Here is a 23,834-nt window from a genome sequence, read left to right as displayed (position 1 = left end):
CACGTCCACTTGCGAGGATCGGAGAGGGGCACCATGGAGCTCGCCGCACCGCGAGTGACGTTCGCGACACACAGGGTCGAAGGACCGGGTCCCGCGGTCTCTCCGCCGAGGCCCGACAGCCACTCCGAGACCTCCGCCCAAGCCGCGCACGCACCGAGGACCGGCGCCGTGATGGTGCTGCCCGCACACGAACCAGGGGCGACGGCGCGGCGCCCGGCTCACCACGGCGCCCGAGGAGTGGGTCTGTGACACACCGGATCGACCATCCTCAGGGCATACCCCTCGCCAGAACCCTGGCCGAGACCTTGATGTTTCCGGCGCTGCTGTTTCTCGGGCTTCTGTTCTGCTTGGCTCCGGCCCTGCACGCGCCTCAGCCGCACCACGCGAAGGTCGCGGTCGCCGACCCCGCGGTGGAACGCAAGGTCGACGCCGCCCTGCAGAAGCAACATCCCGACGGGTTCGACGTCACCGCCGTGGCGGACGCCCAGGAAGCCCGCCGAGCGGTGCTCGACCGGGACGCCGTGGCGGGCTACGTCGCCGGACGCCGGCAGAGTGTGCTGTACGTGGCCAGGGCCAACGGGATGTCCCTCGAGCAGGCGCTGACCAAGGGCTTCACCGAGCTTGCGGCGCACAACCACCAGAAGCTCACGGTGACGGAGGTGGCTCCCACCGTCGCCAAGGACCAGAACGGCACGACCCTGGTCTACTTCGGCGTCGCCTGGAGCATCCCCGGCTACATACTCGCGACCACGCTGCTGCGGGCGGTGACCTTCAACCGTCGCAGGAAACTGATGACGATCGTGGCCGTCGCCGCCCTCTTCAGCGTCGTGGGCTTCTACGCCGGCGTCGGGCTGGACTACCTGCCCAACGACCCCTGGGTGCTGGCGATCGCCTTCCTGCTCACCACGGCGGTTGCCACGTTCGCCTCCGGTGTGGCGCCTTTCACCAAGCAGTTCTTCCCCCTGGTGGGAATGGGTCTGTACATCGTGCTGAGCGTTCCCAGCAGCGGTGTGTCGCCCGTCCCGTTGCTACCGACGTTCTTCCAGTACCTGCACGCCGTCATGCCACTGGGCACCGCGGTGGACGCCATGAAGGGAATCCTCTACTTCGACGATGCGGGGGTGCTCAAGCCGGTTCTCGTGCTCTGCGCGTGGATCGCGGCGGGTGCGGCCCTGCTGGGCCTCGACGCATGGAGGCACCACCGGGAGGCCGCACGACGGGGCGCGGCGGACGAGCAGGAGGACATCGAGGAGCCGCCGGTGGAGGACCCGTTCGTGAACGCACCCACGCCCACCGCGCTACCGGTCCACCGCCACCACTTCGGCGAGCCCTTGCCGATGCTGGAGGGCGCCGTACGCAACGGCGAGCAGCAGCCCGTCCACCATGCCGCCGTGACCGTCATGGACCCCAGCGGGCGGCAGTTGGTGCGGACCACCACGAACGCCCGGGGCGAGTACGCCGTGACCGGTCTGCCCGAGGGATACATCAGCGTCGTGGCCTCGTTCCCCGGCCGGAATCCGATGGTCCACCAGAAGCTGCTGCAGTCCGGCGTCGCAGTCCGGGCCGACTTCACCATGCACGACCGGTCTTCGCATGACCGGTCCTCCAACGAGACGGCGTCGACTCGGATGCAGTAGGCGCACGACACACGGTTCAGGCGGGCCTGAGCAGTTCCTCTCCCCGCATCCACCGGCCGGTTCGCCTGTTCACTTCGAGGGACGCCCTCAGTTCGGGCGTCCCCCGGCAGTGCTGACACGGCTCTTCATCGCCCACCCGGACGTCGGGTGCTGCGACGTTCGTCAGAGCCCCGGCACCCCGGGCGGGGTGATCATGCGGCGGCCGGTTCCCGGTGTCCGGCGAGGAGCATGGTGATCATGGATCGGGCGGTGGCCCGGAGCCGTTCGGGGTCCTGGTAGACGCGCTCCATGACGACGGTGCCCCGGGTCATGGTGACCAGGACCCGGGCCGCCTCGGCGGGCGGGACGGTGAGGCGGCCGGCGGCGTCCGGCCGGGACAGCCGCTCGATCATGGCGCCCTCGAGGCGGTCGAGCATGCCGCGGATCGCCTTACGGATGGGCTCCGCGTCGGCCTGGGTGTCGGTGGCGGTCTTGGTGGACAGGCAGCCACGGGCCGGGGTGCCGCGGGTCATGGAGTTGATGGTGAAGTCGAAGAAGTCCTCCAGCGCCCGCCGGACGTCCGGCTGGTCCAGCGCGGTACCGGCGTCGGCGACGAAGGCGTCCGCGTAGTCAGCGAAGACGCGCAGGAACAGCGATTCCTTGTCCTGGTAGGCGTTGTAGAGCGAGCCGCGCTGCACGCCGGTGGCCGTCGCCAGGTCCTGCATGGAGGTCGCCCCGTAGCCCTGGTGCCAGAAGACGTCCAGGATCCGGCCCAAGGTGTGCTGCTCATCGAACTGCCGCCGTCCTGCCATGCCCCCACAGTAATTCATTTTTGACGCCATCGTCAAAGTTTGCAACTCTGTCAAACATGACGGGACTGTCAAAGATGGCTCGGGCAGACAGGTCGGGCCATGCCCCGACCCGTCACACCCGGGCGGAAAGCGGACACACGCATATGAACGCCACACCTCCCGGACCCGCTCCCTGGCGCGCCATAGCGGCGGGCGCGAGCGCGAGTTTCGTCGGCATCGGCCTGGCCCGCTTCGCCTACACGCCACTGCTGCCGGAGCTCATCAACGCCCACTGGTTCTCGCCCTCGGCCGTCGCCTACCTGGGCGCGGCGAACCTCGCCGGCTACCTTCTGGGCGCGCTCGCCGCCCGTCGTGTCGCACGGCGACTCGGCGACCGACGGGCACTGCGCTGGATGATGGTGCTCGCCACGGTGGGCCTCCTGGCGTGCAGCGTCCCCGTCTCGGCGGTCTGGTTCTTCGCCTGGCGTCTGGTCTCGGGGGTGGCCGGCGGCGTGATCATGGTGCGGGTCGCCGGGGCCGTGCTGCCCCACCTGCGCGGTGAGCGCCGGGGACTGGCGGGCGGCGCGATCTTCGCGGGCCTGGGACTCGGCATCGCCGCCTCGGGAACGCTGGTGCCACTCCTGCTGACCGCCGGCCTGAGCAGCGCGTGGATCGGCCTGGCGGCCCTGAGCGCACTGCTCACGATCCTGAGCTGGCACGGCTGGCCCACGCCCCGGGCGTCCGCGGCGGCCATGCCGTCCGGTGCCGCGCCCCGGGAAGGCGGGTCGGCCGGGTCGCCGCGACTGGCGCTGCTCCTCCTGCAGTACGCCCTGATCTCCATGGGCCTGGTCCCCGCCATGTCCTTCCTCGCCGACTTCGTCAGCCGCGGCCTGGGCAGGGGCTCCGGCAGCGGCTCCATGGTGTGGATCGTCTACGGCCTCGGCGCCCTCGTCGGGCCCACCCTCTACGGACTCCTCGGCGACCGCCTCGGATTCGCCAGGGCCCTGCTGCTGATCACCCTGGTGCAGACGGGAGCGCTCATCACGCTCGCCTTCGTGCACGACCTGCCCGAGGTCGCGGTGCTGAGCGCCGTCATCGGGTCCTTCCCGCCCGGCGTGGTGCCCGTCGTCCTGGGGCGCGTCCACGAACTGGTGCCCGCGCGCACCGAGGAGCAGTCGACGGCCTGGGGGCAGGCCACCGTCGCCGGTGCCCTCTCGCTGGCGGTGTCCGCGTACCTGTACTCGTACGTCTTCGACCTGACGGGCCAGAACCACCGCGTGTTGTTCCTGATCGGCGGCGGTGCCCTCGTCCTGGCGCTCCTGACCGGCCTCGCCACGCGGTTCGTGCACTCGGGCGGGGATCACACCGCCCGTGTGACCGCATCCGGGCGCGTCACGACGGCGGGCTGAGACACCTCTGACCGGCACGTCACCGGTCGCCATGGCACGAAGTGCGGCGCGGCTTGCGCCGTCTCCGCCCAGCTCAACGACTGTTCACCGGAGGGCATCAGTAGTGCCGGGGGCTGTTCAGCCCTCAGTGAGCCTTTCGTCAGCATCCCTTCCTGGCGAAGGTTCACGTTGCCTCCCCAAGTCGTCACCGTGGTACGGGGATTGGTACGAGCCCCGCTGTTAAGATCATCTGGCTTTCAGTAGGCTGACGTCGCGTCATGCACGTGTCACGGGGGATAGCTTTTGCCTACTGCGAAGGAGTAGCCGTTGGTCCGCGAGTGAGCCCGCAGCGCGGCGTGAGGTCCGCGACTTCGGCCACTGCCGCGCGGTCCTGCACTACCCCCCGCGATGCGACGTGAAGAGAGCCTGATGACCTCATTGATGAAGGATCCACTGTTGTGGATCTTGCTAGGAGTACTGATCGCTGCGGTCCTCGCAGTGATGCTCGCCCGGAGAACCAATCTGGCGCTCCGGAAGCAGAACGCCGATCTGCATGCAAGCCAGGGCCGTCTCGAAGCAGAGCGCCAACGGCTTGCCAACGAGAGCGCCACCCTGCGTTCCGAGCACGATCGCGATCTGGCGCAGGTCCGCAGCGACGCCGAAGAGGAAACTAAGGCCGCTCTCCGTACATGGATGCGTAGCCTGCAGGTCCTCGCTGATGAGCAGCAGGGCGTCATCAGCGATCTGGCCCGAGTGAAGTACGGCAACGACAGCGAGATCCTTGCCGACTTCATGACGATCGACCACACCAACAGCCAGTTCGGCCGGCGCGCTCAGGGCATCGCGGCTCTGTGCGGCGGCTGGCTCGGTCGACGTGACCGCGCAGCCCCTGTCCTCGACGTGGCGCGCAGCGCGCAGGGCCGCATCAAGCTCTTTGACCGGGTGAGGATCCACAGCCAGGTCAACGTCGCAGTCGCCAGCACCGCCGTGGAACCGGTGGCGGTCGTCTTGGCCGAGCTCCTGGACAATGCCACGAACTACTCGGCGCCCGGCACGCCCGTCGAGATCAACATCCAGGCCGTTCCGACCGGTGTGTGCCTGATCGTCGACGACGCCGGCCTTGGTATCAACGCAGAGGAGAAGGACCGCGCCTCCGCCCTGCTGAACACGCAGGGCCCTGTGTCGATCACCAGCCTGGGCAGCCCGCCGCGCGTCGGCTTCGCTGTCGCAGGTGTGCTCGCTGCAAGGTATGGCTTCAAAGTTTCCGTCGATTCCGTCTCGCCGTACGGCGGCGTCCGCGCGGTCATCCTCCTTCCGGAGAGCCTCTTGACCCACGATGTCCCCGCGCCTGAAGCCGAGAACAGCCCCACCACTGCGAGTGAAGGGTCGCCGAGCAGCCCGGTCACGGCGCCGGTGGCAATCGTTGGGACGACGGCAGGCGGTCTGCCCAGGCGTCGCCGTGCGGTCGCAGTGGTACCGCCTGCACCATCGCTGGCAGCCGAGCCGGACCCGGTGCCGGTGCCGGAGCACAGTGAGGTGACCGCCACCGCGACACGCCTCACTGCCTTCGCACGCGGAACCGTCCGCGGGCGGGACACGACCACCACGGAAGGATCTGAGAACCAGTGAAGCCCGACCTGTCCTGGGTGCTGGACGACGTAATCAGCGTCCGTGGTGCCCGGCATGCGATCCTCGTCTCCGCTGACGGCCTGCTCCTGGAGCGCTCCAGCGAAATCCCCCGAGACGAGGCCGAGACCAACGCCGCGGCGATGAGCTCGATGCAGTCCCTCAGCCGCGCCGTCGCCGGGTTCGTGGCAGGCGGTAAGGGCATCTGGAAGCAGACCCTGCTGGAGTACGACGGCGGCTGGATCTTCCTGATCGCGGCAGGCAGCGGAGCCTACATGGCTGTTTCCGCGGCCTTGGACGTCGACATGGAGGTCATGTCGATGCGTATGCAGCAGCAGGTGGCTGCTCTGGGTCGGGCACTGAGCACCCAACCTCGTCAGAGCGCTGGTGCTGAGGCATGAGCGCCCCCGGCGAGGAAGCTCCGGTCTCCAGCGAACTCGTCCGCTCCTACGTCATCACAGGCGGCCGGCGCCTGCCTTCCGCCGACGACCTCTCCCTGCACATGCTCGTCACCTTGGCGCCCGACCGGGAACTGCCGCTCGGTGCCAGCCCGGAAGTACGCGCCATCTGGGAGCTCTGTGCGGGGGGCTACCTGGCCGTGGCGGAAGTGGCCGCGCACTTGGGCCTGCCGGTCGGGGTTGCCCGTCTGCTGTTGACGGACTTAGCGGACCAAGGCCATCTGCTGCGCCGCTCTGCGCCGCCGCCCGCCAAGTCGGAATCGAGACTCGTCATCGAGAAGGTGCTGCATGGACTCCAAAGCCTCTATGCCTGAGCCGAGTTACGTCTCGGGCTCGGTGACGACAGCTGCAAAGATCCTCGTGGTGGGGCACTTCGCCGTGGGCAAGACCACCTTCATCGGCTCGCTGTCCGAGATTCCCCCGCTGCGCACGGAGGAGCGGATGACTCAGGCTTCGGCTCACGTGGACGACCTGGCGGGTGCACCGGACAAGGTGACGACCACGGTCGCCCTGGACTTCGGGCGGCTCACCCTGGGTGACGAAGTGGTGTTGTACCTCTTCGGTACGCCCGGTCAGCAGCGGTTCGTCCAGCTGTGGGAGGACATGGCCCGCGGGGCGCTTGGAGCGCTGATCCTGGTCGACCCCGTGCGGCTGGCCGACTCCTTCCCGGTGATCGAGTTGGTCGAGAAGTACGGCCTGGAGTACTCCATTGCGGTCAACTCCTTCACCGATGTCCTGTACGGCGAGGCCGAGATCCGTGAGGCCCTCGACTTGCTGCCCGACACCCCTGTCTCGTACTGCGATGCCCGCGACCGTGCGTCGTCAGCAAGGTCGCTGATCACGCTCGTGAAGCATCTCCTTGTGCGCACGGCCTGATCCGCCGCTCGCCCCCTGCTCCTCCACTCGCCCGGACCGCAAAGACGCCGGGCCCACAAAGGATCCGATCCCATGGACACTCAGCAACCAACCGTGCCGGGCGCCCCCGCACGGTGCCCGATGCACACGGCGGAGTTCGCCGCCGATCCGCATGCTGCCTACGACAAGATGCGCGCCGAGGGGCCGGCGGCGCCGGTCGAGCTCGCCCCCGGGGTGGATGCCACACTCGTCGTCGATTACCAGACGGCGCGAAGCGTGCTGCAGAACACGACCGATTTCAGCAAGGACGCCCGGCACTGGAAGGCCCTCATGGAGGGCCGTATAGCTCTGGACAGTCCGGTGGTGCCCATGATGGCGTTCCGTCCCAACGCCATGTTCACCGACGGAGCTGTCCATCTCCGGCTGCGCAAGGCCGTCACGGACAGCCTCGACCGACTCAACATCGGCCGGATCCGCCGGGACGCCGAGCCCATTGCCGCCTTCCTGATCGACCAGTTCAGCGAACGCGGCCGCGCCGATCTCCTGAACGACTACGCGAAGTTGTTGCCGCTGCTGCTCTTCAATCGGCTTTTCGGCTGCCCGGCCGGGATCGGCGATCGCCTTACCACCTCCATGTCGGCGATGTTCGACGGCAGGGACGCCCTGAAGGCCAGCGAGAACATCACTGCCTGCCTCATGGAGCTGATCGCCCTCAAGCGGCGCGAGCCCGGCGACGATGTCACCTCCTGGCTCATCCAGCACCCCGCCGGCCTGAACGACGAGGAACTCAAAGACCAGCTCGTCATGATGATGGGCGCCGGCGTGGAGCCCGAGCGGAACCTGATCGGCAACGCACTGCTCCTGCTGCTGTCCGGCTCCTCGAGCCGAGGGGCGGGCATGCTGCCCGAAGAGGCCATCGACCACGTCCTGTGGAACAACTCGCCCATCGCAAACTACGCCACGCACTACCCCCTGCGTGACGTCGACCTCGGCGGCGTCCGAGTGGAGGCCGGCACGCCTCTCATGATCAGTTTCGGGGGCGCCAACTCCGACCCCGCACTTGGCGCAGCCCGTGAGTCCCTCAGCAAGGGGGCTCACCTCGCCTGGGGCGCCGGGCCGCACGCCTGCCCGGCAAAGTCCCCGGCGACGGTGATTTCCCTGACCGCGATCGAGGCCGTACTCAACGCGCTGCCCGACCTGGCGCTCGATGTCTCGGTCGAGGAGCTGCAGTGGCGGCCCGGCCCCTTCCACCGGGCCCTGGCGACGCTGCCGGTGCGCTTCACACCGACCCCCGGAACCCGGGTGGCCGCACTCCACACCCCCGCACAAACCACCCCGCAGACCACGACTGCCCCGTCCCACACTCCCGTGACGCCCTCACTCCACCCTGAGGCCAAAAGGGTGAGGAAGGGATTCTGGAGCACCTTCCTCGACATCTTCCGCGTGTAGAGGTCGGCCAGCAACGGGAACCGCTCCCTGCAGCGCAGACCCAGTGGATCGGGAGGGTAGGTCCTGGCGGTAGCAGTGCCGCCCGGAAGCTCTACGCGCCATGGGCGACGTCGCCGGCGCCCTCTGGGGCGGATACTTAGTCCCCCAACTACGAGGCCTGCAGCCAGGTCCTGCCCCGCAGGACCTGGCTCGTGCCCGTCATCAACTCGGCGATGAAGACAACCCGCGCCAGGCCACGTTCAAGGGCCCCTCGACGGTCACCACGCGGAGACTTTGGGTATCTTCCACGTTCTTCGAACAGCCAATCGTGTTGATCATCACGCTGAGCGGAGCAATCAACTCCGCTCCTTTCAAGTACTTTCAAGCCGTGACTGCCACTCCACTCCCCCAGCCTCGGGGTATATCGGCGGACCTTGCCCGTATCCTCTTCGGGCCTCATGCAGAGCAGATCCACGAGCCCTGGAAGTCCCTGTTCAGCGATCCGCGGTTCAGCTTCCAGGAGGGCCTGAGCCCGCATGAACGGACGGCGCTGTCCTACGAGCGACTGCGCCTGGTCAACGAATTTGTGGCTGACCCGATCGGACTCGCCTCCGACATCGAATCCCTCACCGCGATGCACGAGTGGGCCGGCGTCGTGGACGCCGGCATGGCCACCATCGCGAGCATCCACTGGAACCTCCACATCGGCAGTCTGGTGGACCATGACACGGATGGATGGGACCTGTCCGCGTACGCCCGCATGGACCGCATCGGCACATTCCTCTGCACCGAATTGGACCATGGCAACGACGCCGCATCGCTGGAGACAACGGCGACGTTCGATCGCGAGACGAGCGGATTCGTCCTTGACACACCGACGCCCGGCGCCTGCAAGTGGATGCCCAACACCTCGTCAACGGGCGGCGCCAAGAACGCCGTCGTGGCGGCCCGCTTGGTGGTCGACCATATCGATCACGGCGTGTTCCTCTTCCTGACTCCTCTGACTGACAGCGCGGGCCACCACTATCCCGGCGTGGAGGTACGACCCCTCCCGCAGACGGCGAGTGCGCCCGTCGACCACTGCGCCACGCACTTCCATCAGGTGCGGTTGCCGTTCGAAGCCCTGTTGCAGGGCGAGCACGGCCGCCTGTCGCGCGACGGCACGTTCACTAGCTCTCTGGGCAACCCGCGCAAACGGTTCCTTCAGTCGGTACGCCGCGTCCATACAGGCAAGCTGTGCATGACCGCGTACAGCCTCGGTGTGACCCGGCACGCCCTGGCCGTCACGATGCAGCACTCCCATCGCCGGCTCACCTCGGGCATGACGACGGGTCGCAAGGTCTCGCTGATCGAGCACCGCAGTCACCACGCCCCCCTCATGGCGGCCGTCGCCACCACTTACGCCGCGACGCTGCTGCACCGCGACGTCGTGCGGCAGTGGACAGGCGGGGCGGGGGCCGAGCAGGAGGAGACCGAGCGCCTGGCGGCCGTGGCCAAGGCGTGGATCACCTGGCAGGCCCGTTCGGTGATGACGGAGTGCCGGGAGCGGTGCGGCGCACAGGGCCTGCTGCTCTCGAACGGCATCGCCTTCCAACTGGCCGCGAACGAAGGGACGATCACTGCAGAGGGCGACAACCGCGTCATCTGGGTCAAGGCCGCGGGCGAGATGCTCCTGGGCGGATTCACCCCGGCACCGCCCTCCGAGACACCGCCGGCCGGTCGCACTCTGGACGACTCCGCCTATCTCCAGGACCTGCTGACGGATATCGAACGGATCTGGCACAGCCGGGCCCGAAGCCGACTGCGCGGCGGTCGCCGCGGCGATCCCCTCGCCCGCTGGAACGGAGCCGTCACACCCGCGTTGAACCTGGTCGAGGCGCACGTGCACCGCCGTGCGGCACAGGCCCTCCTCACCGCCGCCGGACGGCCGTCCGATCCGCAGGCCCGCGCGGTTCTCCGGTGCTTGCACGCCCTGTTCGCGCTGCGCCAGGTGAAGGCACACAGCGGGGACCTGCTTGCCGCCGGCCGCCTCACAGCCGACCACGTGCAGCAGCTACCGGACGTGGAAGAAGCGGCGGTCGAGGCACTCGTGCCGTACAGCCTGCAGTTGACCGAGGCCTTCGCTGCCCTGGAAGGATTCATGGGCGAGCATCCAATGTTGCGCGCCCCGTCGCCTGCGGTCGCGTTGGCGCCCGCCTAGCCTGGGCGGGCTGCCCTCCCGGTGGGCGTGCTGGGGCGGATGTGCCGGGCCGTGAGCAACCGCGGTGGCTTTGGGTCCCCCGGCACCGCGCGTCCGCCCCGGCCACGGTGATATCCCGGACTGCGCTCGATGCCGTCCTCAACGCGCTGCCCGACCTGACGCTCGATGTCCCAGTCGAGGAGCCGCAGTGGCGGCCCGGTCCCTCCCATCGAGCTCCGGCTCTCCGTCCCCTTCGCGTCGGGACCGGGAACCTGGGTTGGCGCAGTCCGTGCTCCCGCACAGTCCCGGCAGACCACGCCTGACAAGTTCCACGCACCCGTGGCAATCACTCCGTGCCGGGGGAGCCGACAGGTCAACAAGGGCATTCCGGAGCTCCGTCGGCATCTTCTGCGTGCAGAGGACGGCATGTGACAGAAGCAACCCTCCGCTCCGCATGACCAGAGGGGGAGGAAGGGTAGATTCCGCCGGTAACGGTAGCGCTCTGCCCACTCGAAGGAGCTCCGCGTGACCGCAGTGGATGACATAGGCGGCATAACCACCGACCGTCGCGCCGTCATCTCAGTTCTCCGTCGCCTACGTTCTCCCGAGGGACAAACCAACCCCCTGCCCCTCTGGGAAGAACTCCGCGGCATGGGGGACGTCGTCCCCGCCCCCTGGGGCGGGTACTTCGTCACCTCCTACGAAGCCTGCAGCCAGGTCCTGCGCGGCAGGACCTGGCTGGTGCCCGACATCAACTGGCAGGAACGCCAACCGGATCTCGAACGCTGGCACGCCCCCGCCACCCAGGAGATGAGCCACGCCCTCTCGCGGCTCAACGCCCCCACCCATACGTGCCAGCGGCGCAGCCTCGGCAACCTTTTCGACCGTCGGACCCTCGAGGAGATGCAGCCCGACATCGACGACCACGTGAGGCAACTCCTGGACGCCCTGGAGGAGCACCTCGACACCAGCGGCGAGACCGACCTGGTCACAACCGTCAGCGAGCAGCTGCCCATCCGCACGGTCGGACACTGGCTCAACATCCCTGACGAACACTACGGCCACATCCTGGACTTCACCCATCGGCAGGTCTTCGCTCAGGAGCTGCTCCCCACCAAGAGCGAGCTCGAGATCTCCGCTCGCGCCACGCTGGAGATGAGGGCCTTCTTCACCGACCTCATCCGCCAGCGCCGGGCCCGCCCTGGCAACGATGTCCTCTCCGACTGGATCCGCTACTGGGACGCCCTGCTGCACGACGACCCTGCCGGCGCGGACCGCACCCTCTACCACCTGGTCATGTTCATCTGCATTGCCTCGCTGGAGACCACCGCGACGTTGCTGTCCGTCGCCGTCTGGCTTCTCCTGCAGGACCCGGCGCGGTGGGACTGGCTGCGCCGCCACCCCGAGCACATCGACGACGCCATCGACGAAGCCCTGCGCTACGACCCGCCCATCCATCTCAACTCGCGGATCGCGGGCGACGACACCACCTTGGCCGGCGTACCGATCGCCAAAGACACGATGGTCCACGTCCTGTACGGGGTTGCCGCCCACGACCCCCGCCGCAACCCGGACCCGCACACCTACGACATTCTCCGCAAGGGCAGCCACATCACTTTCGGTGGCGGTGCCCACTACTGCCTCGGCGCAGCCCTGGCACGTCTCGAAGCCCGAACCCTCCTCACGCACCTGCTGAAACGCTTTCCGACATTGAAACTCGCCAGCGGCCCCACCTACGCCTCTCGCATGGTCTTCCGGCGCATGACCTCGCTGAGAGTGAGGACATGAGAAGCCGTTGTCCTTTTGATCTTGAGCGGTGGCGATCGACCGCCGATTCCGGCTAGGTAGTCCTGCCGTGTCAAGGGCATGAAGACGGGCCTCCTGACCAGCTCATGGGTGTCGAGTCCATAGAGGACCAGGAGGCCCCGATGCTGACTCCGCACCGGGACTCGTCAAACGTGGGGCGTTGGTCTTCTATCAGTCCTGTACGGATGGCTCCGATCTACTCGGGAACCGCCGGCGACACCGCCGGTAAGGGCCCCCGGCGGCTCTCAGGGCCGCGCTCGCCAACGCTGGCAGATCCGCTCGCATGCGATCTCAGGAGGAGAACCGAATGGCTACAGACGACGCGCAGCAGGACGCCGCGAGCCTTGGGCGCCCCGTCGGCGCGTACGGCGTCTGCCCTAGCTGCGAAAACGTCGTTTTCCCGGAAGGGATGACCCAGGAAGAGCTTCTAAAGCTGTCGTGGTGCCCGGAGGGATGCGCCTCCTTCCTGGAGTGGGTCCCGTACCGCTCGAATGCGTAGACCGGTCTCATCCTCATTGCACATGCCGTCAACGAAAACTTTGAACAGTGAGTGGACCGAATCACCTGATGTGCTCCGCGGTGGCAGATGGGACAGAAGTCGAACCGGCGGGCGTGGAGTGTCCGTACGGTGCGGACAGCGTGGTCGAGGCCCGATCTGTGTCGTGCCCAGGAGCTGTCAAAGAGGGAAACCATCTTGGAGAAACCCTCCGGATACCCCTGCCCGTCGCGGAAATACGCCACCGGATCGGACTGTTCCTGCGTCCACCACACCTCACGCCGACGCACCATCTGCGCTGGTCATGGTGGAGACGACTCAGCCAGTCACGCGCTCGGCTCAGCCATTACAATGCTCGAGGCCAGACCCTATAACTGTGATTGCAGTACTAGGTCGTGGCACGTTCCGCGCGACTGCTCAGCCCCCACTTTCCCCGGCTCCCCTACCGTCCGCCCTCGACCCACACACCGTGGAGCGGGCGTGGTTCCCGGCGTCCAGGTGGAGCGCGCCACTGTACGAATGCGGGCTGCGCCTACCCCGGCACAGCCGCACCGGCGGCTGCCACGTCGAGGTGACAGCGCTCGGCGGCCCCCGCTACGGGTGACGGGGCTCGCCTCCCGCCTCAGATCCGCCCGCCGGTCAGACGTGTGATCGGACCGTGCGTGCGGCGCCCCGCACGGCGACCCGCCAGGTAGGACGTGGCACCCAACGCCGACAAGCCCGCGCCCACGCCGGCGGCGAGGATCTTTCGATGGGCGATCAACGTCCATCCCGTCTTGGCAAGGACCACGGCCTGACCCGAGGCAGCGATGACCGCCTGGCGGCCGGCTTGGACACGCTCGGCCGCGCTGTGCACGACCGCGGCGCCCGTCCCGGCCGTACGCTCGGCCGCGTCCACGGCTGTTGACGCCACGTCACCGGACTTCTCGGCCGCCTTGTCCGCCGCCTGCGAAGCCGGAGCAGTCGCCTTCGCCGTGGCCCGCCGGGCCTTGGCGGATGCGCTCCGCTTGGATACCGAATCTTGATTCGTGCCGCTGTTTGATTGACTCATGGACTCCGCGTTGCCGCTGGCGCCAAAGGCAAACACTCTCCGCCGGGACGGTGCACGCCGATACACCTCCGGCACGACTGCTCTTCGTCCCGAACTGGCCTTACTGGACGCCTGGCCTGTGGTCCGCTTTTCTCACGAATGTTGCGACGTTCCATCGATGATGTCATGGAGGTACCGCACGGCGAGCTTTTCGGCGTGAGAATGACGTTCGATCGTCGCTCCTGTGTCATCCAGCCACCGCCGGTAGAGCTCGATGGCGGCAAGGAGTGCCTGACCGGCGCCATGTCGGTCGTAACCGCACAGAGTTGTCCGAAGGTCGCGCGCCTCATCCGGTGCGACGGTTTCAAGGTGGCGCAGGCCACGGGGCGTTGCCCCCGCTCGGAGGGTCGCCAGGGGGCCCAGCACCGCTTCTCGCAGATAGTTGAGAAAGCCGATGACCTCGAACAGTTCACCGCGGCCGAGTTTCGTCGCACCGTAATGCACCCAGATCCAGAAGCGGTCCTCGATCCACTGAAGGTCGAACGACGAGGTCTGCGGCGGATGTTCCGCGAGCGAGTCGGCCAGGCCTCCGTCTCGGTCCCACAGGATGTCCGGGTCCTCGACACGCTTGGCGAAGTCGGAGGCTTTCACGAACTTGAAGTCGACATGGAGGAGGGGCGGCCCGACGAGCGTGATGATCAGGCGGGGTTCACCGACGTGCTCCCCGGTGAATCCGGCCACCAGAGTGGCCCATGCGCCGATCAGGGCAAGCCGCTCCTTCATGACCGAGTCGAACGCCTCGTCGTCGATGACCACGATCAGGTCGACATCGGAGTAGATGTCGGGGTTTCCACCGGCGATCGACCCCGCGACGGCAACGCCGGTCACTCGCTGATCCTGCTGAATCCGAGGAAGCACATTGCCGAGGAACCGGCTGTGCAGGGAGGGGATGTCCATGGCATTCCTTCCGAATGGAACAAAGTTTTGCAACGTACCACGCCACCGGGCCGGACCCCCAAGGAAATAACGGCACGGCAAACCGTGGTGAAGCAGGAACCCTCCCGTCCGCACCGCCGGACTCGGGCGGCCGTACACACGCCGTCCCACGTCCCGGCCCCGGGCCGTGGCGTCCTCCGGCCCACTGTCGTCCGTCCGCCGCGCGGCCTTGCCGAATATGCAGGCCGCGGGCCCAGGAACCGCCCGAGTGACAACATTCGGCGCGTGCCCAGTCAGCCCCGACGAAGGAAATTGCGGGAACCGCGATGAGTTCCGCGGTATCCGGCGGTCGTACTGTCGAACCCGGTGCCGAGGAGGACTTCTGATGCGCGGCGTGACCTATTCGATGAATGTCTCACTCGACGGCTACATCGCCGGTCCGGACGGCGGCATCAACTGGACGCCGCCCGACGAGGAGGTCTTCCGCTCCTGGATCGACGAGATTCGAAAGGTCGGCGTCCACCTGCTGGGACGGCGGCTGTACGAGACGATGCTGTACTGGGAGACCGCCGACCAGGATCCATCGCTCGACGACTCGAGGCTCGAGTGGGCCGCGATCTGGAAGCGGCTCCCGAAAGTGGTGTTCTCCACCACGCTCTCCGCGGTGCAGGGCAACGCCCGCCTGGTTTCCGGCGGCCTGGCGGAGGAGATCGAGCGCTTGCGGACCGAGCCGGGGAAGGGCGACATCGCGATCGGCGGCGCGACTCTCGCCGCGGGGGCGGCGGAGTTGGGCCTGATCGACGAGTACCGGGCCAGGGTCTACCCGGTGCTGGTCGGCGGTGGCATTCCGTTCTTTCCCCGGCTCGAGCGCCAGGTGGATCTCGAACTCGTCGAGACCCGCACCTTCAACTCAGGAGTCGTCTACTCCCGCTATCGCGTGGGGCGCCAGGCAGAGCCTGAAGGCGAGAGCTGAGCTGGGCGGACACTCGGCCTCCTGTCCCCGACCCCACTCTGCCGAGCCAACTCATGTTCCGCTTACGGACGTTCAGTTCTCGCACTCCTTTGTCCTCGGCCCCTTGTCGGGCCGTACGGACTTCACCCTGACCCTGAACTGCTTCGAACGGGAGGGCCGGCTCCCGGAGCTCGTCGAGGAGATCCCTCGGGCCACCGTCCAGTGCGTCGCCCACTTGGTGAAGGCGAATGATCTTCCAGCATTAGGCTCGTTCCGCAACACGACGCGAAGGGGAGATCGGTGGCGCGGGTTGCGGTGATCGGTGGGGGTATCAGCGGACTGGGGACGGCGCTCATGCTTGGCCGACGGGGCCACATGGTCACGTTGTTCGAGCAGGACGCGCGGCACGCCGGAGAGGACCTGAACCGGGACTTCTTCCGATGGGACAGACCCCGAGTCCCGCAGGCCACCCATCCCCATTCTTTCCTCGCGCCAGTCCGCACCGTACTGCGCACCGAGACCCCTGATGTCTACACCGACCTGCTGAGACGCGGAGCACGGGAATACCACGACTTCGACTGGTTCGGCGAGCATCCACCGCATCAAGACGGCGATGAGGACTTGGTGACCCTGCGCACCCGCCGCATCGTGTTGGAGGCCGCCCTGACCGCGGCCGTGCGGCGGGAAGCCACCGTTGAAGTCCGGCAAGGCTGCCGGGTGCGCGCCCTCACCTTCGGAAACGGCCGCCCTGCCCGGGTCACCGGCGTGCAGGTGGGTGCGGAAACGCACAAGGCGGACCTCGTCATCGACGCGTCCGGCCGCCGCACGCCGGTCCCCGACTGGCTGACCGCGGCCGGCTGCCGCCTGCCCGTGGTCGACAGCCATCGCACCAGGATCGCCTATCTGTGCCGCTGGTACCGCCTGCGTCCCGACGGCCCGCGTGACCCCGGGCGGGTGAAGACCGGCTCGGCCGCACCGTTCGCGCTCGCCGGAGTCTTCCCATCCGACAACGACACCTTCGCGGTGAGCCTGGTGCTCTCCACGAGTGATCCGAGCCGCGGCGCGCTCACCGACCCCGCTGTGTTCGAGGCCGTCGCGCGCCGCTTTCCCGCCACCGCCGCCTGGCTCGACCTGGCCCCCGAGGCGCAGACGGCCGTCCTGGCGATGGCCGGCCTGGACAACCGCTGGACCTCCCTCGTCGACGATGACGGACCTGTCGTCACGGGCCTGGTCAACGCCGGGGACAGCCTCGTCCACACCAACCCCACCCTGGGCCATGGCGTGGCCCTCGGCCTGCGTGCTGCCCAGTACCTCGCCGCCCACGCCGACCGGGCCGCCGCGGACCCCATCGGCTACCACACCTGGACGGCACAGGTCCTCCGCCCGTGGTTCGACGCACAGGTGGCGGCCGATCGCGGCAACGAACAACGCCTCACCGAGAGTTCACCGTCCTCGGATCTGCGCACTGCTGCCCTGGCCGCTTGCGCCTTTGACGATCCCGTCGTCATGCGAGCCCGTGCCCAGGTACGCCATCTCCTGCAACCGGCCGGCGAGGCTTACGGCACCGATGAAGTGGACCGAGCTGTAACCGACTGGCTGGCCGACCATCCGGACTTCTCGCCGGCGTACGACGGCCCGACTCGCAATCAGTGGGACGCCCTCATTCCGGGCTGAGCGCTTGGCCGCGGACTGGAATACCCCTCTCTTGCTGCGACGGTGCGCGGAGCGTCCGTTGCCATTGTTCGCACGAACCGAGAGACCCCGGGTGTATGGCCGAGAACGGAGCAGAGGTGGGCGCGGTGCCGATGGAATAGCAGTTGCCCTGGCGGTCACAGACCGCCAGGATCGCGTCCCGTGCCTCGCTTGCTCCCTGACCTCGCCCCCTGGCGGTCTTCCCGTGATTTCCGGCTGATGTGGTGTTCGGGGCTGATCACGAACTTCGGCAGCGCCCTGACCCTGGTGGCCTTGCCCGTCCAGCTGAAGGAGCTGACCGACTCGCCCCTGGCAGTCGGCGCAGTCGGCGCGGTCGAGCTGATACCGCTCATCCTCTTCGGGCTCTACGGTGGCGCGCTCGCGGACGCCCTCGACCGCCGCAAGCTGATCGTGTACACGGAGGCGGCACTCGGTCTGCTGATGGTCGCCCTCCTGGCCAACGCGCTGCTTCCGCACCCCCTGGTCTGGCCGCTGTACGTCGTCGCGGCGCTGAGCAGCGCTCTCGGCGGCCTGCAGCGCCCGGCGCTGGACGCGATGGTGCCCCGCGTCGTCCGGCACGACCAGCTCACCGCTGCCGGCGCCCTCAACGCCCTGCGTTGGCAGATCGGTTCGATCGCGGGTCCGTCCCTTGCGGGCCTCCTCGTCGCCCTCGCCGGTCTTCAGTGGGCCTACGTCATCGACGTCGCCACCTTCGCGGTCTCGGTCGCCCTCAGTCTGCGCCTGCGGCCGTCCCCGGCCCGGCGTGGCACCGGGAAGCCGTCGCTGCGCTCGATCGCGGACGGTGCACGCTACGCGTGGAGGCGCAAGGAGTTGCTCGGCACCTACGCCGTCGACGTGGCCCAGACCGGGCTAGGGTTCCCCATCGCGGTCTTCCCCTTCCTCGCCGACGACCTCGACGCACCCTGGTCCCTGGGGCTGATGTACGCGGCGCTGCCGGCCGGTGCGCTCATGGTGAGCCTCACCAGCGGCTGGTCGTCCCGCATCCATCACCACGGCCGCATGCAGATCCTCTCGGCCACCACGTTCGGCCTCACGATGACGATGACGGGCCTGGTGCACAACGTCTGGCTGGTGCTGCTCCTCCTCACCGTTGCGGGCGGCTGCGACACGATCAGCGGCATCTTCCGCCGGACGATCTGGAACCAGACGATCCCCGACGAGCTGCGCGGCCGTCTCGCCGGCTTCGAGATGTTCTCCATCGCGGGCCTTCAGCTGGGCCAGGTCCGCGCCGGGGGCATGGCCGCCCTCGTCGGCGTCCGCGCTTCGGTGTGGTCGGGCGGCCTTATGTGCGTGGCCGCCGCCGGCCTGCTCGCCGTCTCGCTGCCGCGGCTGATGTCCTACGACGCCCGTACCGATGAACATGCCGAGCGTCAGCGCATGATCGCGGCACAGAGGCATGACTCCACTGCCGTGGAGAGCGGCGTGCCCAGTGAGGACAGGCAGTCCCAGCGCTAGGAGAAGTACACAGCGCCCGAGCACCCAGGGGTCGTCGGCGGCCGAAGTCGTCCGAGTTCTGGGCCGTGTCCGACGTCATCGCCCCAGGGACGATGTGCAGCTCCCACGGCAGGGAATCCCATCGGATCCGAGCACGCGGCACGCACATGAACCCGGACTCCTGGATCCGGCAGTGGCCCACGGACGCCGAATGTGCCCGCGTGCACGTGTTTCCATGACTCTCATGCCTCCCCGGCGGCTGTGTGACAGCGAACACAGGAACCCGGCCTGGGCGGCGGCGGGTGATGAATGCGACGCATACAGAACCAGCAGAGTCGTCGCGTGGGCGAACACGGCAGGAGACCGTGCCGCGTTCGCCGACCTGTACGAGCAAAACGCGCGGGCGGTCTGCGACCACGCGCTGCGGTGGACCGGCAGCTGGTCGGAGGCCGAGGACGTCATGTCCGAGACCTTCCTCGCAGCCTGGCGCGCGGGAGACCGTGGAACCGGAGGGCGACTCCCTCACTCCGTGGCTGCTCGGCATAGCCACATACAAGGCACACAACGCCAACCGCGGACTGTGGCGAAAGCCGGCTTTCCTGGCGCGCAGCCCGGAGCCTCGCCCCGTCCAGGACTTCGCGGACGAGACGGTCGGCCGGATCGACGACACCAGCCGCCTAGCCGCCGTCCACGACACACTGCGCCAACTGCGCCGCCAGGACAGGGAAGTGATCGCCCTGTGCGTGGCGGCCGGGCTGGACTACCGGCAGGCCGCCGAGGCCCTGAACATCCCGGTCGGCACCGTGCGCTCACGGCTTTCGCGCGCCCGGAACCGACTGGCCAGGCACCTTGGGCGGCCCGGTCCGGCTCGGGGCGTTGCACAAGACCGAAGTCCGGACCGTCCAGGGCTCCGGCCCCACCACCAGGACGGGCTGGATGCGCGAGACGGGCAAGGACGCCGTGATGCCTGATCAGCGGATCCCCATCGTCACCCCCACGCCCGTGCATGCCGGTCTGGACCACCCCACCTGCACGTGGCCGGCCACACTGCCCACGGATCCCGAAGCCCTGCGCACACTGCCTTACGCACAGACCGAGCCGCGGGGCAGCCTTTCGCAGGACGAGACCGTACTTCAGGAACGTCGGCGACCTGCTGGGGTCGACGATCATGCCGCCCGCCACCGCCTCGGCTCTGTACAAGGTCCTCGAGAGGATCCCCGGAGTCACCGTGATACCCGACACGGTCGACGCTGCAGGCCGTCACGGCATCGGCATCACCCGTAAGGACCCCGCATCCGCCACCCGCGACGAGTGGATCTTCAAGAAGAACACCCTCGCCTGTTCTCGGCTCACGGTCATACATGACCGCCGACAAGCGCACGGGCGTCACCGCCGACACGTTGTGCGGCATCGACGTCATCATGGAGCGAGGGGTCGTCGACAAGTCCGGCGAGGTTCCCGCGAGCGCCGAGGGCTGACCCCGGCGCGGACTCCTCCTGGACGACCCACGCCCGGCTGTCCGCGACGTCGAAGGGCTCACCCGGTTCGTCCGGGCCCGGCGAGGAGCCCGGAACGTTCGTGTGGCGGTGCACGCGCCGGATCGGGATGCCCGTGCCATTGATGCGACTGTTGGACGGCGAGGCGCGTTCCAGATTCTTCGGAGTTCGGCAGTCTGCGGATGTCGAGAACGTGCCACCGGCTCCGTCCCAGGGACATCAGTGGCCACCAACGGCCGCATGAGGAAGAAGGAGAAACCAGCATGGCGATTCAGCGGATGGACAACGTCGGCATCGTCGTCGAGGACATGGATGCCGCCATCGCGTTCTTCGAGGAACTCGGTATGGAGCTGGAGGGCAGGGCGGAGGTCAAAGGCCGCTTCGCCGACCAGTGCACCGGACTCGAGGGCGTCCGCTGTGACATCGCGATGGTCCGGACCCCGGACGGTCACAGCCGGCTCGAGCTGGCGAAGTACCACAGCCCCGCGGTGATCAGCGCCGGGCCGCGCAACCGCCCGCACAACGTTCTGGGCACGCACCGCGTCATGTTCGCCGTCGACGACCTCGAGGACACCGTTGCCCGCCTGCGCCCTCACGGCGCCGAACTGGTCGGCGAGATCGCCCGGTTCGAGGACAGCTATCTGCTCTGCTACGTCCGCGGCCCGGAGGGCATCATCGTCGGACTGGCCGAGCAACTCCGCTGAGAGGCTGCGAAGGAGGAACCGAACCATGCGGCCGATCGGAAACCGTGAGACGGACCTCGGAGAGTGGTGGCTCGCCACCACTCTCAGGCTGATACGGGCCTCGGGCCGCGGCCCCGCTCGGCTGCGCGCAGCAGCGCATGCGCCACCTGTTCCACATCATCGGGTGTCGGTAGATCTCCTGCGTCCACAGCTGTGACAGCCGGATCCTGCAGTTGAGGAGGTTGGTTGCGACATCCACCTCCACACCATTGCCCGTCACGTCGGTTACCGACAGGTCCTGGTCGCTGCTGTGGGCGAGGGTCCGGTTGCGCTCGGCCCGGTACTCGTCGAACAGACTGAAGAACAAGTCGATCGCACGTAATCGGAGGGTCTACCGTGGAGTTCAAAGATTTCTCGGCCATCCTTGAGCGCGTTCGCGCCACGCGATCTGGAAATGTACCCTCAGACATTCAACTCCTTGACTCCTGGCTTGCGTCCGATAGCGAGATCCGGCACGCGGAGGATGAACTCGGCGTACGACTTCCAGAGAAATACAAGGAGTTTATGCAGAGGATTGGAGGCGGCCAGTTCATCTTCATAGACCTGCTTCCAGTCGTCTCCCCGGAAGGCCGTCATGAGGATGTCGTAGAGGTCAATCAGCGGGAACCCTGGGCAAATGACTTTGTTGCAGTATCCCCGGTCGGGACCGGCGACTGGTGGGGGTTCAATGCTGTCGGCGGCATATGCGGGGATGAGGTCTTTATACGTATCTTTGAAGACGGCAGTCGTGAGGTCGAGGCGTCCGATTTTCTTGAGTTCGCTGCCAGGCAGGGTCTGCGAGCGGGCTGATCCGTCGGAAACCGATGTCAGCCTGGATGGCGGCGAGGAGGTGCCGGCGTCTTGTTGTCGACGCGGTGTCAGAGGGTGAGGCCCGCGGGCCCATAAGTGCTGCAGAACCCGCAATCACAGCTGGTCAGGGAGTTCGCCCTGCAATGGGCGGTCGGCCAGGAGCGGGATGCACAGGGGCCTGGGGCGAGCAGCGCCTCGTCGCCGGGCACTGTCCTGTCACACCAGGTGCAGCAGACGGCTGCAGACACGCCGGCATCCTGCAGTCGCCCGGCCGCGACGACGGCCATGTCGAGCGGGACATTCTCCAGAACCTCCGCAGGGGCACTGCCCAGAAGAAGCTTGCTACGCCACAGGCTCAGTCCGGTCACTGCTCCGACTGCCTGCAGGGCTTTCCGTCCTCCATTCCCGGATTCGGTCACCAGCACGGTGAACCCTGGCTCCTCCATGGATACATCTCCTTCGGGGGCGGGGCAGCCGTCTTCAGTATGTCGACCGAGGGCCGTAGTCCAGGGATGGTCTGGGCGCCTTGAAGGCGCAGCGAGGGGGCTGCACTTGTGTTGCGATTCCACAGGCTGCACCCTCGCCCGCATCGTGAACCTGTCGCAGGGCGGATCGGGAGCACTCTTTCAGCGCGCAACTCGACCCGCAACGCAGCCCTTCCGCCGGACGGCTATTGAGCGGGGGCGGAAAGGGTCTCGATGGGCAACGGTGGGCAGATCTCCCGCTTTCGTGTGAGGCTCACCAGTTCTTCCGGAGGCTCGGCTCCCTCCCGCAGGGCCATGACGTAGGCCTTTGCCTGCTGCGGTGTCAGCAGCGGGGCCTGTTTGCGCAGATGGCGCATCGCGGCAATGGTTCCGTCGGATTGCACGAATGCTCGGACGGCCGCAATCAGTGGATCTGGTGGTCTGGCGCCTCTCACCTGCTGGAGGTAGAGCCGTTCCCAGTCCACGCCCCGGTACGTGGTGACGGGAATATGGTGGATGCTCCCATCCTGCCGGTCCACCAGGTAAGGGCCGTGACCCACCAGCATCTCCTCAAGGTCACGACTACGTATGTACTCCACCGACTGCCAGGTGACCAGCCACCCCAGAGTGTGCTCTCTAACGTCGCAGACAGCGGCTTCCGGCAACCATGGGGACTCCTGCTGCTCGCTTGACAGCAAGCCCTCCACCAACTGGACGGCACGCTCCTTGGTGACCATGTCCTTCATCATTCACCATGGCACAACCAGATTTCGGACCACGGCCGGAACAGTCGCACGTCGACTTAATCGAGATCTCGAACGCGGTCTGACGTCAACGTACGCAGACAACAGCGTCCAGGCGCGTACGTAGGTCCACAGGGCCTCTGGCTTTTGCGTCGACGGCAGAGTTCGACGGCAGCCGGGCTCCGAAGTGGACCATGAGTGTTCAGCGGATCTTGGTACGCCGGCTCCGATCCGGCTGAGATCACCCCGCTAGGATCCCCGCTCATGGAGACCAGGGGTGGGGATTCCTCAGATCAGGACACGGACCGTGGTACGGCCGTGGAGTTCGTCTACCGGCTGACCGCCGCGGACTTCGAGGAGGCGCTCCGTGCGCGAGCCCGTCGGACACCGGCGGGCCGGGCGCATGTGCTCATGGGGCCGCTGATGGCGGCTGTCGCTGTGGCCGTCCTGTCGATGTTTCAGCACGCCACGCTGCCGCTGTGGATCGTCACGCTGGTGGTCTGCGTGGCAGCCGTGTCCTGGGGCACCGTACGAGGGCTGCGCACCATGGCTCGACGCATGTCCAGCGTCATGGAGGTGTACGGGCAGTGCCGCATGGTGGCCGACGACCGCGGCGCCGTCACCACCGGCGAGCGGGCGTCGTCGAGCATCGACTGGTCGGCGTTCCGGGAGTATCTGGAGACATCCGGCCTCTTCGTGCTGCTGGGCGGTGACCGCGCGACCAGTGTCACGGTATTGCCAAAGAGGGGAGCCCATGAGCACGCCGACGTGGACCGGCTTCGGGCGATCCTGGACCGACACTTGAAAAGGCGTTAGGCGGCTACGGCGACACCGGCCGGACCGCCATCACCGTCCGGGCTGCTGCCACGTCTCCGGCGAGGTTGGGCGATC

General features: G+C 67.6%; 19 protein-coding genes and 1 pseudogene. 16 read left to right on the top strand and 4 right to left on the bottom strand.

Annotated elements, in window-relative coordinates:
• Positions 1 to 245 precede the first annotated feature (245 nt).
• Positions 246 to 1,637: a carboxypeptidase regulatory-like domain-containing protein gene (locus RCR19_RS25800; RefSeq protein ID WP_331267285.1), complete on the top strand. Its 1,392-nt coding sequence runs from the start codon at positions 246 to 248 to the stop codon at positions 1,635 to 1,637.
• A 191-nt stretch (positions 1,638 to 1,828) separates the two neighbouring features.
• Here RCR19_RS25800 and RCR19_RS25795 read toward each other — a convergent pair whose 3' ends face one another.
• Positions 1,829 to 2,428 (bottom strand): TetR/AcrR family transcriptional regulator, encoded by a 600-nt coding sequence (locus RCR19_RS25795; RefSeq protein WP_331267284.1) that lies wholly within the window; start codon positions 2,426 to 2,428, stop codon positions 1,829 to 1,831.
• A gap of 143 nt (positions 2,429 to 2,571) precedes the next feature.
• Between RCR19_RS25795 and RCR19_RS25790 the strand changes: the two genes are divergently transcribed.
• The 8 genes from RCR19_RS25790 to RCR19_RS25755 all read left to right on the top strand — a co-directional run bounded on the left by RCR19_RS25790 (position 2,572) and on the right by RCR19_RS25755 (position 12,129).
• A complete protein-coding gene (locus tag RCR19_RS25790; protein WP_331267283.1) occupies positions 2,572 to 3,816 on the top strand; it encodes a YbfB/YjiJ family MFS transporter in 1,245 nt (414 codons plus the stop codon).
• A gap of 408 nt (positions 3,817 to 4,224) precedes the next feature.
• Positions 4,225 to 5,424, top strand: coding sequence for an ATP-binding protein (locus RCR19_RS25785; RefSeq protein WP_331269554.1), 1,200 nt, complete (start codon positions 4,225 to 4,227; stop codon positions 5,422 to 5,424).
• Positions 5,421 to 5,822: a roadblock/LC7 domain-containing protein gene (locus RCR19_RS25780; protein WP_059125879.1), complete on the top strand. Its 402-nt coding sequence runs from the start codon at positions 5,421 to 5,423 to the stop codon at positions 5,820 to 5,822. The genes RCR19_RS25785 and RCR19_RS25780 overlap by 4 nt, the downstream gene beginning before the upstream one ends.
• A complete protein-coding gene (locus tag RCR19_RS25775) occupies positions 5,819 to 6,193 on the top strand; it encodes a DUF742 domain-containing protein (RefSeq protein ID WP_059125878.1) in 375 nt (124 codons plus the stop codon). The genes RCR19_RS25780 and RCR19_RS25775 overlap by 4 nt, the downstream gene beginning before the upstream one ends.
• Complete coding sequence (locus tag RCR19_RS25770; RefSeq protein ID WP_059125877.1) at positions 6,168 to 6,755, top strand: ATP/GTP-binding protein; 588 nt, start codon at positions 6,168 to 6,170, stop codon at positions 6,753 to 6,755. Before RCR19_RS25775 ends, RCR19_RS25770 begins: the two co-directional genes overlap by 26 nt.
• Before the next feature lie 72 nt (positions 6,756 to 6,827).
• Positions 6,828 to 8,183, top strand: coding sequence for a cytochrome P450 (locus RCR19_RS25765; RefSeq protein WP_331267282.1), 1,356 nt, complete (start codon positions 6,828 to 6,830; stop codon positions 8,181 to 8,183).
• A 100-nt stretch (positions 8,184 to 8,283) separates the two neighbouring features.
• On the top strand, positions 8,284 to 10,362 hold the full coding sequence (locus RCR19_RS25760) for an acyl-CoA dehydrogenase (RefSeq protein ID WP_331267281.1): 2,079 nt from the start codon (positions 8,284 to 8,286) through the stop codon (positions 10,360 to 10,362).
• 504 nt (positions 10,363 to 10,866) lie between these two features.
• Positions 10,867 to 12,129, top strand: coding sequence for a cytochrome P450 (locus RCR19_RS25755; RefSeq protein WP_331267280.1), 1,263 nt, complete (start codon positions 10,867 to 10,869; stop codon positions 12,127 to 12,129).
• 1,136 nt (positions 12,130 to 13,265) lie between these two features.
• On the opposite strand, the gene RCR19_RS25750 is transcribed toward RCR19_RS25755, so the two are convergent.
• Positions 13,266 to 13,556 (bottom strand): hypothetical protein, encoded by a 291-nt coding sequence (locus RCR19_RS25750; protein ID WP_331267279.1) that lies wholly within the window; start codon positions 13,554 to 13,556, stop codon positions 13,266 to 13,268.
• A gap of 270 nt (positions 13,557 to 13,826) precedes the next feature.
• A complete protein-coding gene (locus RCR19_RS25745; RefSeq protein ID WP_331267278.1) occupies positions 13,827 to 14,630 on the bottom strand; it encodes a nucleotidyltransferase domain-containing protein in 804 nt (267 codons plus the stop codon).
• Positions 14,631 to 14,994: 364 nt separating this feature from the next.
• Here RCR19_RS25745 and RCR19_RS25740 point away from each other — a divergent pair, with 364 nt between their 5' ends.
• From RCR19_RS25740 to RCR19_RS25715, 6 genes and pseudogenes are all read left to right on the top strand, one after another.
• Positions 14,995 to 15,582, top strand: coding sequence for a dihydrofolate reductase family protein (locus tag RCR19_RS25740; protein WP_331267277.1), 588 nt, complete (start codon positions 14,995 to 14,997; stop codon positions 15,580 to 15,582).
• A 279-nt stretch (positions 15,583 to 15,861) separates the two neighbouring features.
• Positions 15,862 to 17,235 carry an FAD-dependent oxidoreductase gene (locus RCR19_RS25735; protein WP_331267276.1) on the top strand — a complete coding sequence of 458 codons (1,374 nt, stop codon included), beginning with the start codon at positions 15,862 to 15,864 and terminating at the stop codon, positions 17,233 to 17,235.
• 180 nt (positions 17,236 to 17,415) lie between these two features.
• Entirely contained in the window at positions 17,416 to 18,729 is a 1,314-nt protein-coding gene (locus tag RCR19_RS25730) for an MFS transporter (RefSeq protein ID WP_331267275.1), read from the top strand.
• A gap of 361 nt (positions 18,730 to 19,090) precedes the next feature.
• A pseudogene (locus RCR19_RS25725) lies at positions 19,091 to 19,679 on the top strand (RNA polymerase sigma factor).
• Between the two features lie 788 nt (positions 19,680 to 20,467).
• Positions 20,468 to 20,908, top strand: a complete 441-nt coding sequence (locus RCR19_RS25720; protein WP_331267274.1) for a VOC family protein — start codon at positions 20,468 to 20,470, stop codon at positions 20,906 to 20,908.
• 375 nt (positions 20,909 to 21,283) lie between these two features.
• A complete protein-coding gene (locus tag RCR19_RS25715; protein ID WP_331267273.1) occupies positions 21,284 to 21,736 on the top strand; it encodes an SMI1/KNR4 family protein in 453 nt (150 codons plus the stop codon).
• Positions 21,737 to 22,406: 670 nt separating this feature from the next.
• Here RCR19_RS25715 and RCR19_RS25710 read toward each other — a convergent pair.
• Complete coding sequence (locus RCR19_RS25710) at positions 22,407 to 22,937, bottom strand: YrhB domain-containing protein (protein ID WP_331267272.1); 531 nt, start codon at positions 22,935 to 22,937, stop codon at positions 22,407 to 22,409.
• A gap of 270 nt (positions 22,938 to 23,207) precedes the next feature.
• On the opposite strand from RCR19_RS25710, the gene RCR19_RS25705 reads away from it, so the two are divergent.
• Positions 23,208 to 23,759: a YcxB family protein gene (locus RCR19_RS25705; RefSeq protein WP_331267271.1), complete on the top strand. Its 552-nt coding sequence runs from the start codon at positions 23,208 to 23,210 to the stop codon at positions 23,757 to 23,759.
• Positions 23,760 to 23,834: the final 75 nt, after the last annotated feature.

The sequence above is a fragment of the Streptomyces sp. WAC07094 genome, assembly GCF_036320405.1.
In the GTDB taxonomy this organism is placed as follows: domain Bacteria; phylum Actinomycetota; class Actinomycetes; order Streptomycetales; family Streptomycetaceae; genus Streptomyces; species Streptomyces lannensis.
This window is presented reverse-complemented; position numbering and strand designations above follow the sequence as displayed.

Excerpts from the sequence above, each read along its gene's own strand:
- RCR19_RS25795 (WP_331267284.1), bottom strand. The coding sequence starts at position 2,428 with ATGGCAGGACGGCGGCAGTTCGATGAGCAGCACACCTTGGGCCGGATC.
- RCR19_RS25790 (WP_331267283.1), top strand. The coding sequence starts at position 2,572 with ATGAACGCCACACCTCCCGGACCCGCTCCCTGGCGCGCCATAGCGGCG.
- RCR19_RS25785 (WP_331269554.1), top strand. The coding sequence starts at position 4,225 with ATGACCTCATTGATGAAGGATCCACTGTTGTGGATCTTGCTAGGAGTA.
- RCR19_RS25775 (WP_059125878.1), top strand. The coding sequence starts at position 5,819 with ATGAGCGCCCCCGGCGAGGAAGCTCCGGTCTCCAGCGAACTCGTCCGC.
- RCR19_RS25770 (WP_059125877.1), top strand. The coding sequence starts at position 6,168 with ATGGACTCCAAAGCCTCTATGCCTGAGCCGAGTTACGTCTCGGGCTCG.
- RCR19_RS25765 (WP_331267282.1), top strand. The coding sequence starts at position 6,828 with ATGGACACTCAGCAACCAACCGTGCCGGGCGCCCCCGCACGGTGCCCG.
- RCR19_RS25760 (WP_331267281.1), top strand. The coding sequence starts at position 8,284 with ATGGGCGACGTCGCCGGCGCCCTCTGGGGCGGATACTTAGTCCCCCAA.
- RCR19_RS25745 (WP_331267278.1), bottom strand. The coding sequence starts at position 14,630 with ATGGACATCCCCTCCCTGCACAGCCGGTTCCTCGGCAATGTGCTTCCT.
- RCR19_RS25740 (WP_331267277.1), top strand. The coding sequence starts at position 14,995 with ATGCGCGGCGTGACCTATTCGATGAATGTCTCACTCGACGGCTACATC.
- RCR19_RS25720 (WP_331267274.1), top strand. The coding sequence starts at position 20,468 with ATGGCGATTCAGCGGATGGACAACGTCGGCATCGTCGTCGAGGACATG.
- RCR19_RS25710 (WP_331267272.1), bottom strand. The coding sequence starts at position 22,937 with ATGGTCACCAAGGAGCGTGCCGTCCAGTTGGTGGAGGGCTTGCTGTCA.
- RCR19_RS25705 (WP_331267271.1), top strand. The coding sequence starts at position 23,208 with ATGGAGACCAGGGGTGGGGATTCCTCAGATCAGGACACGGACCGTGGT.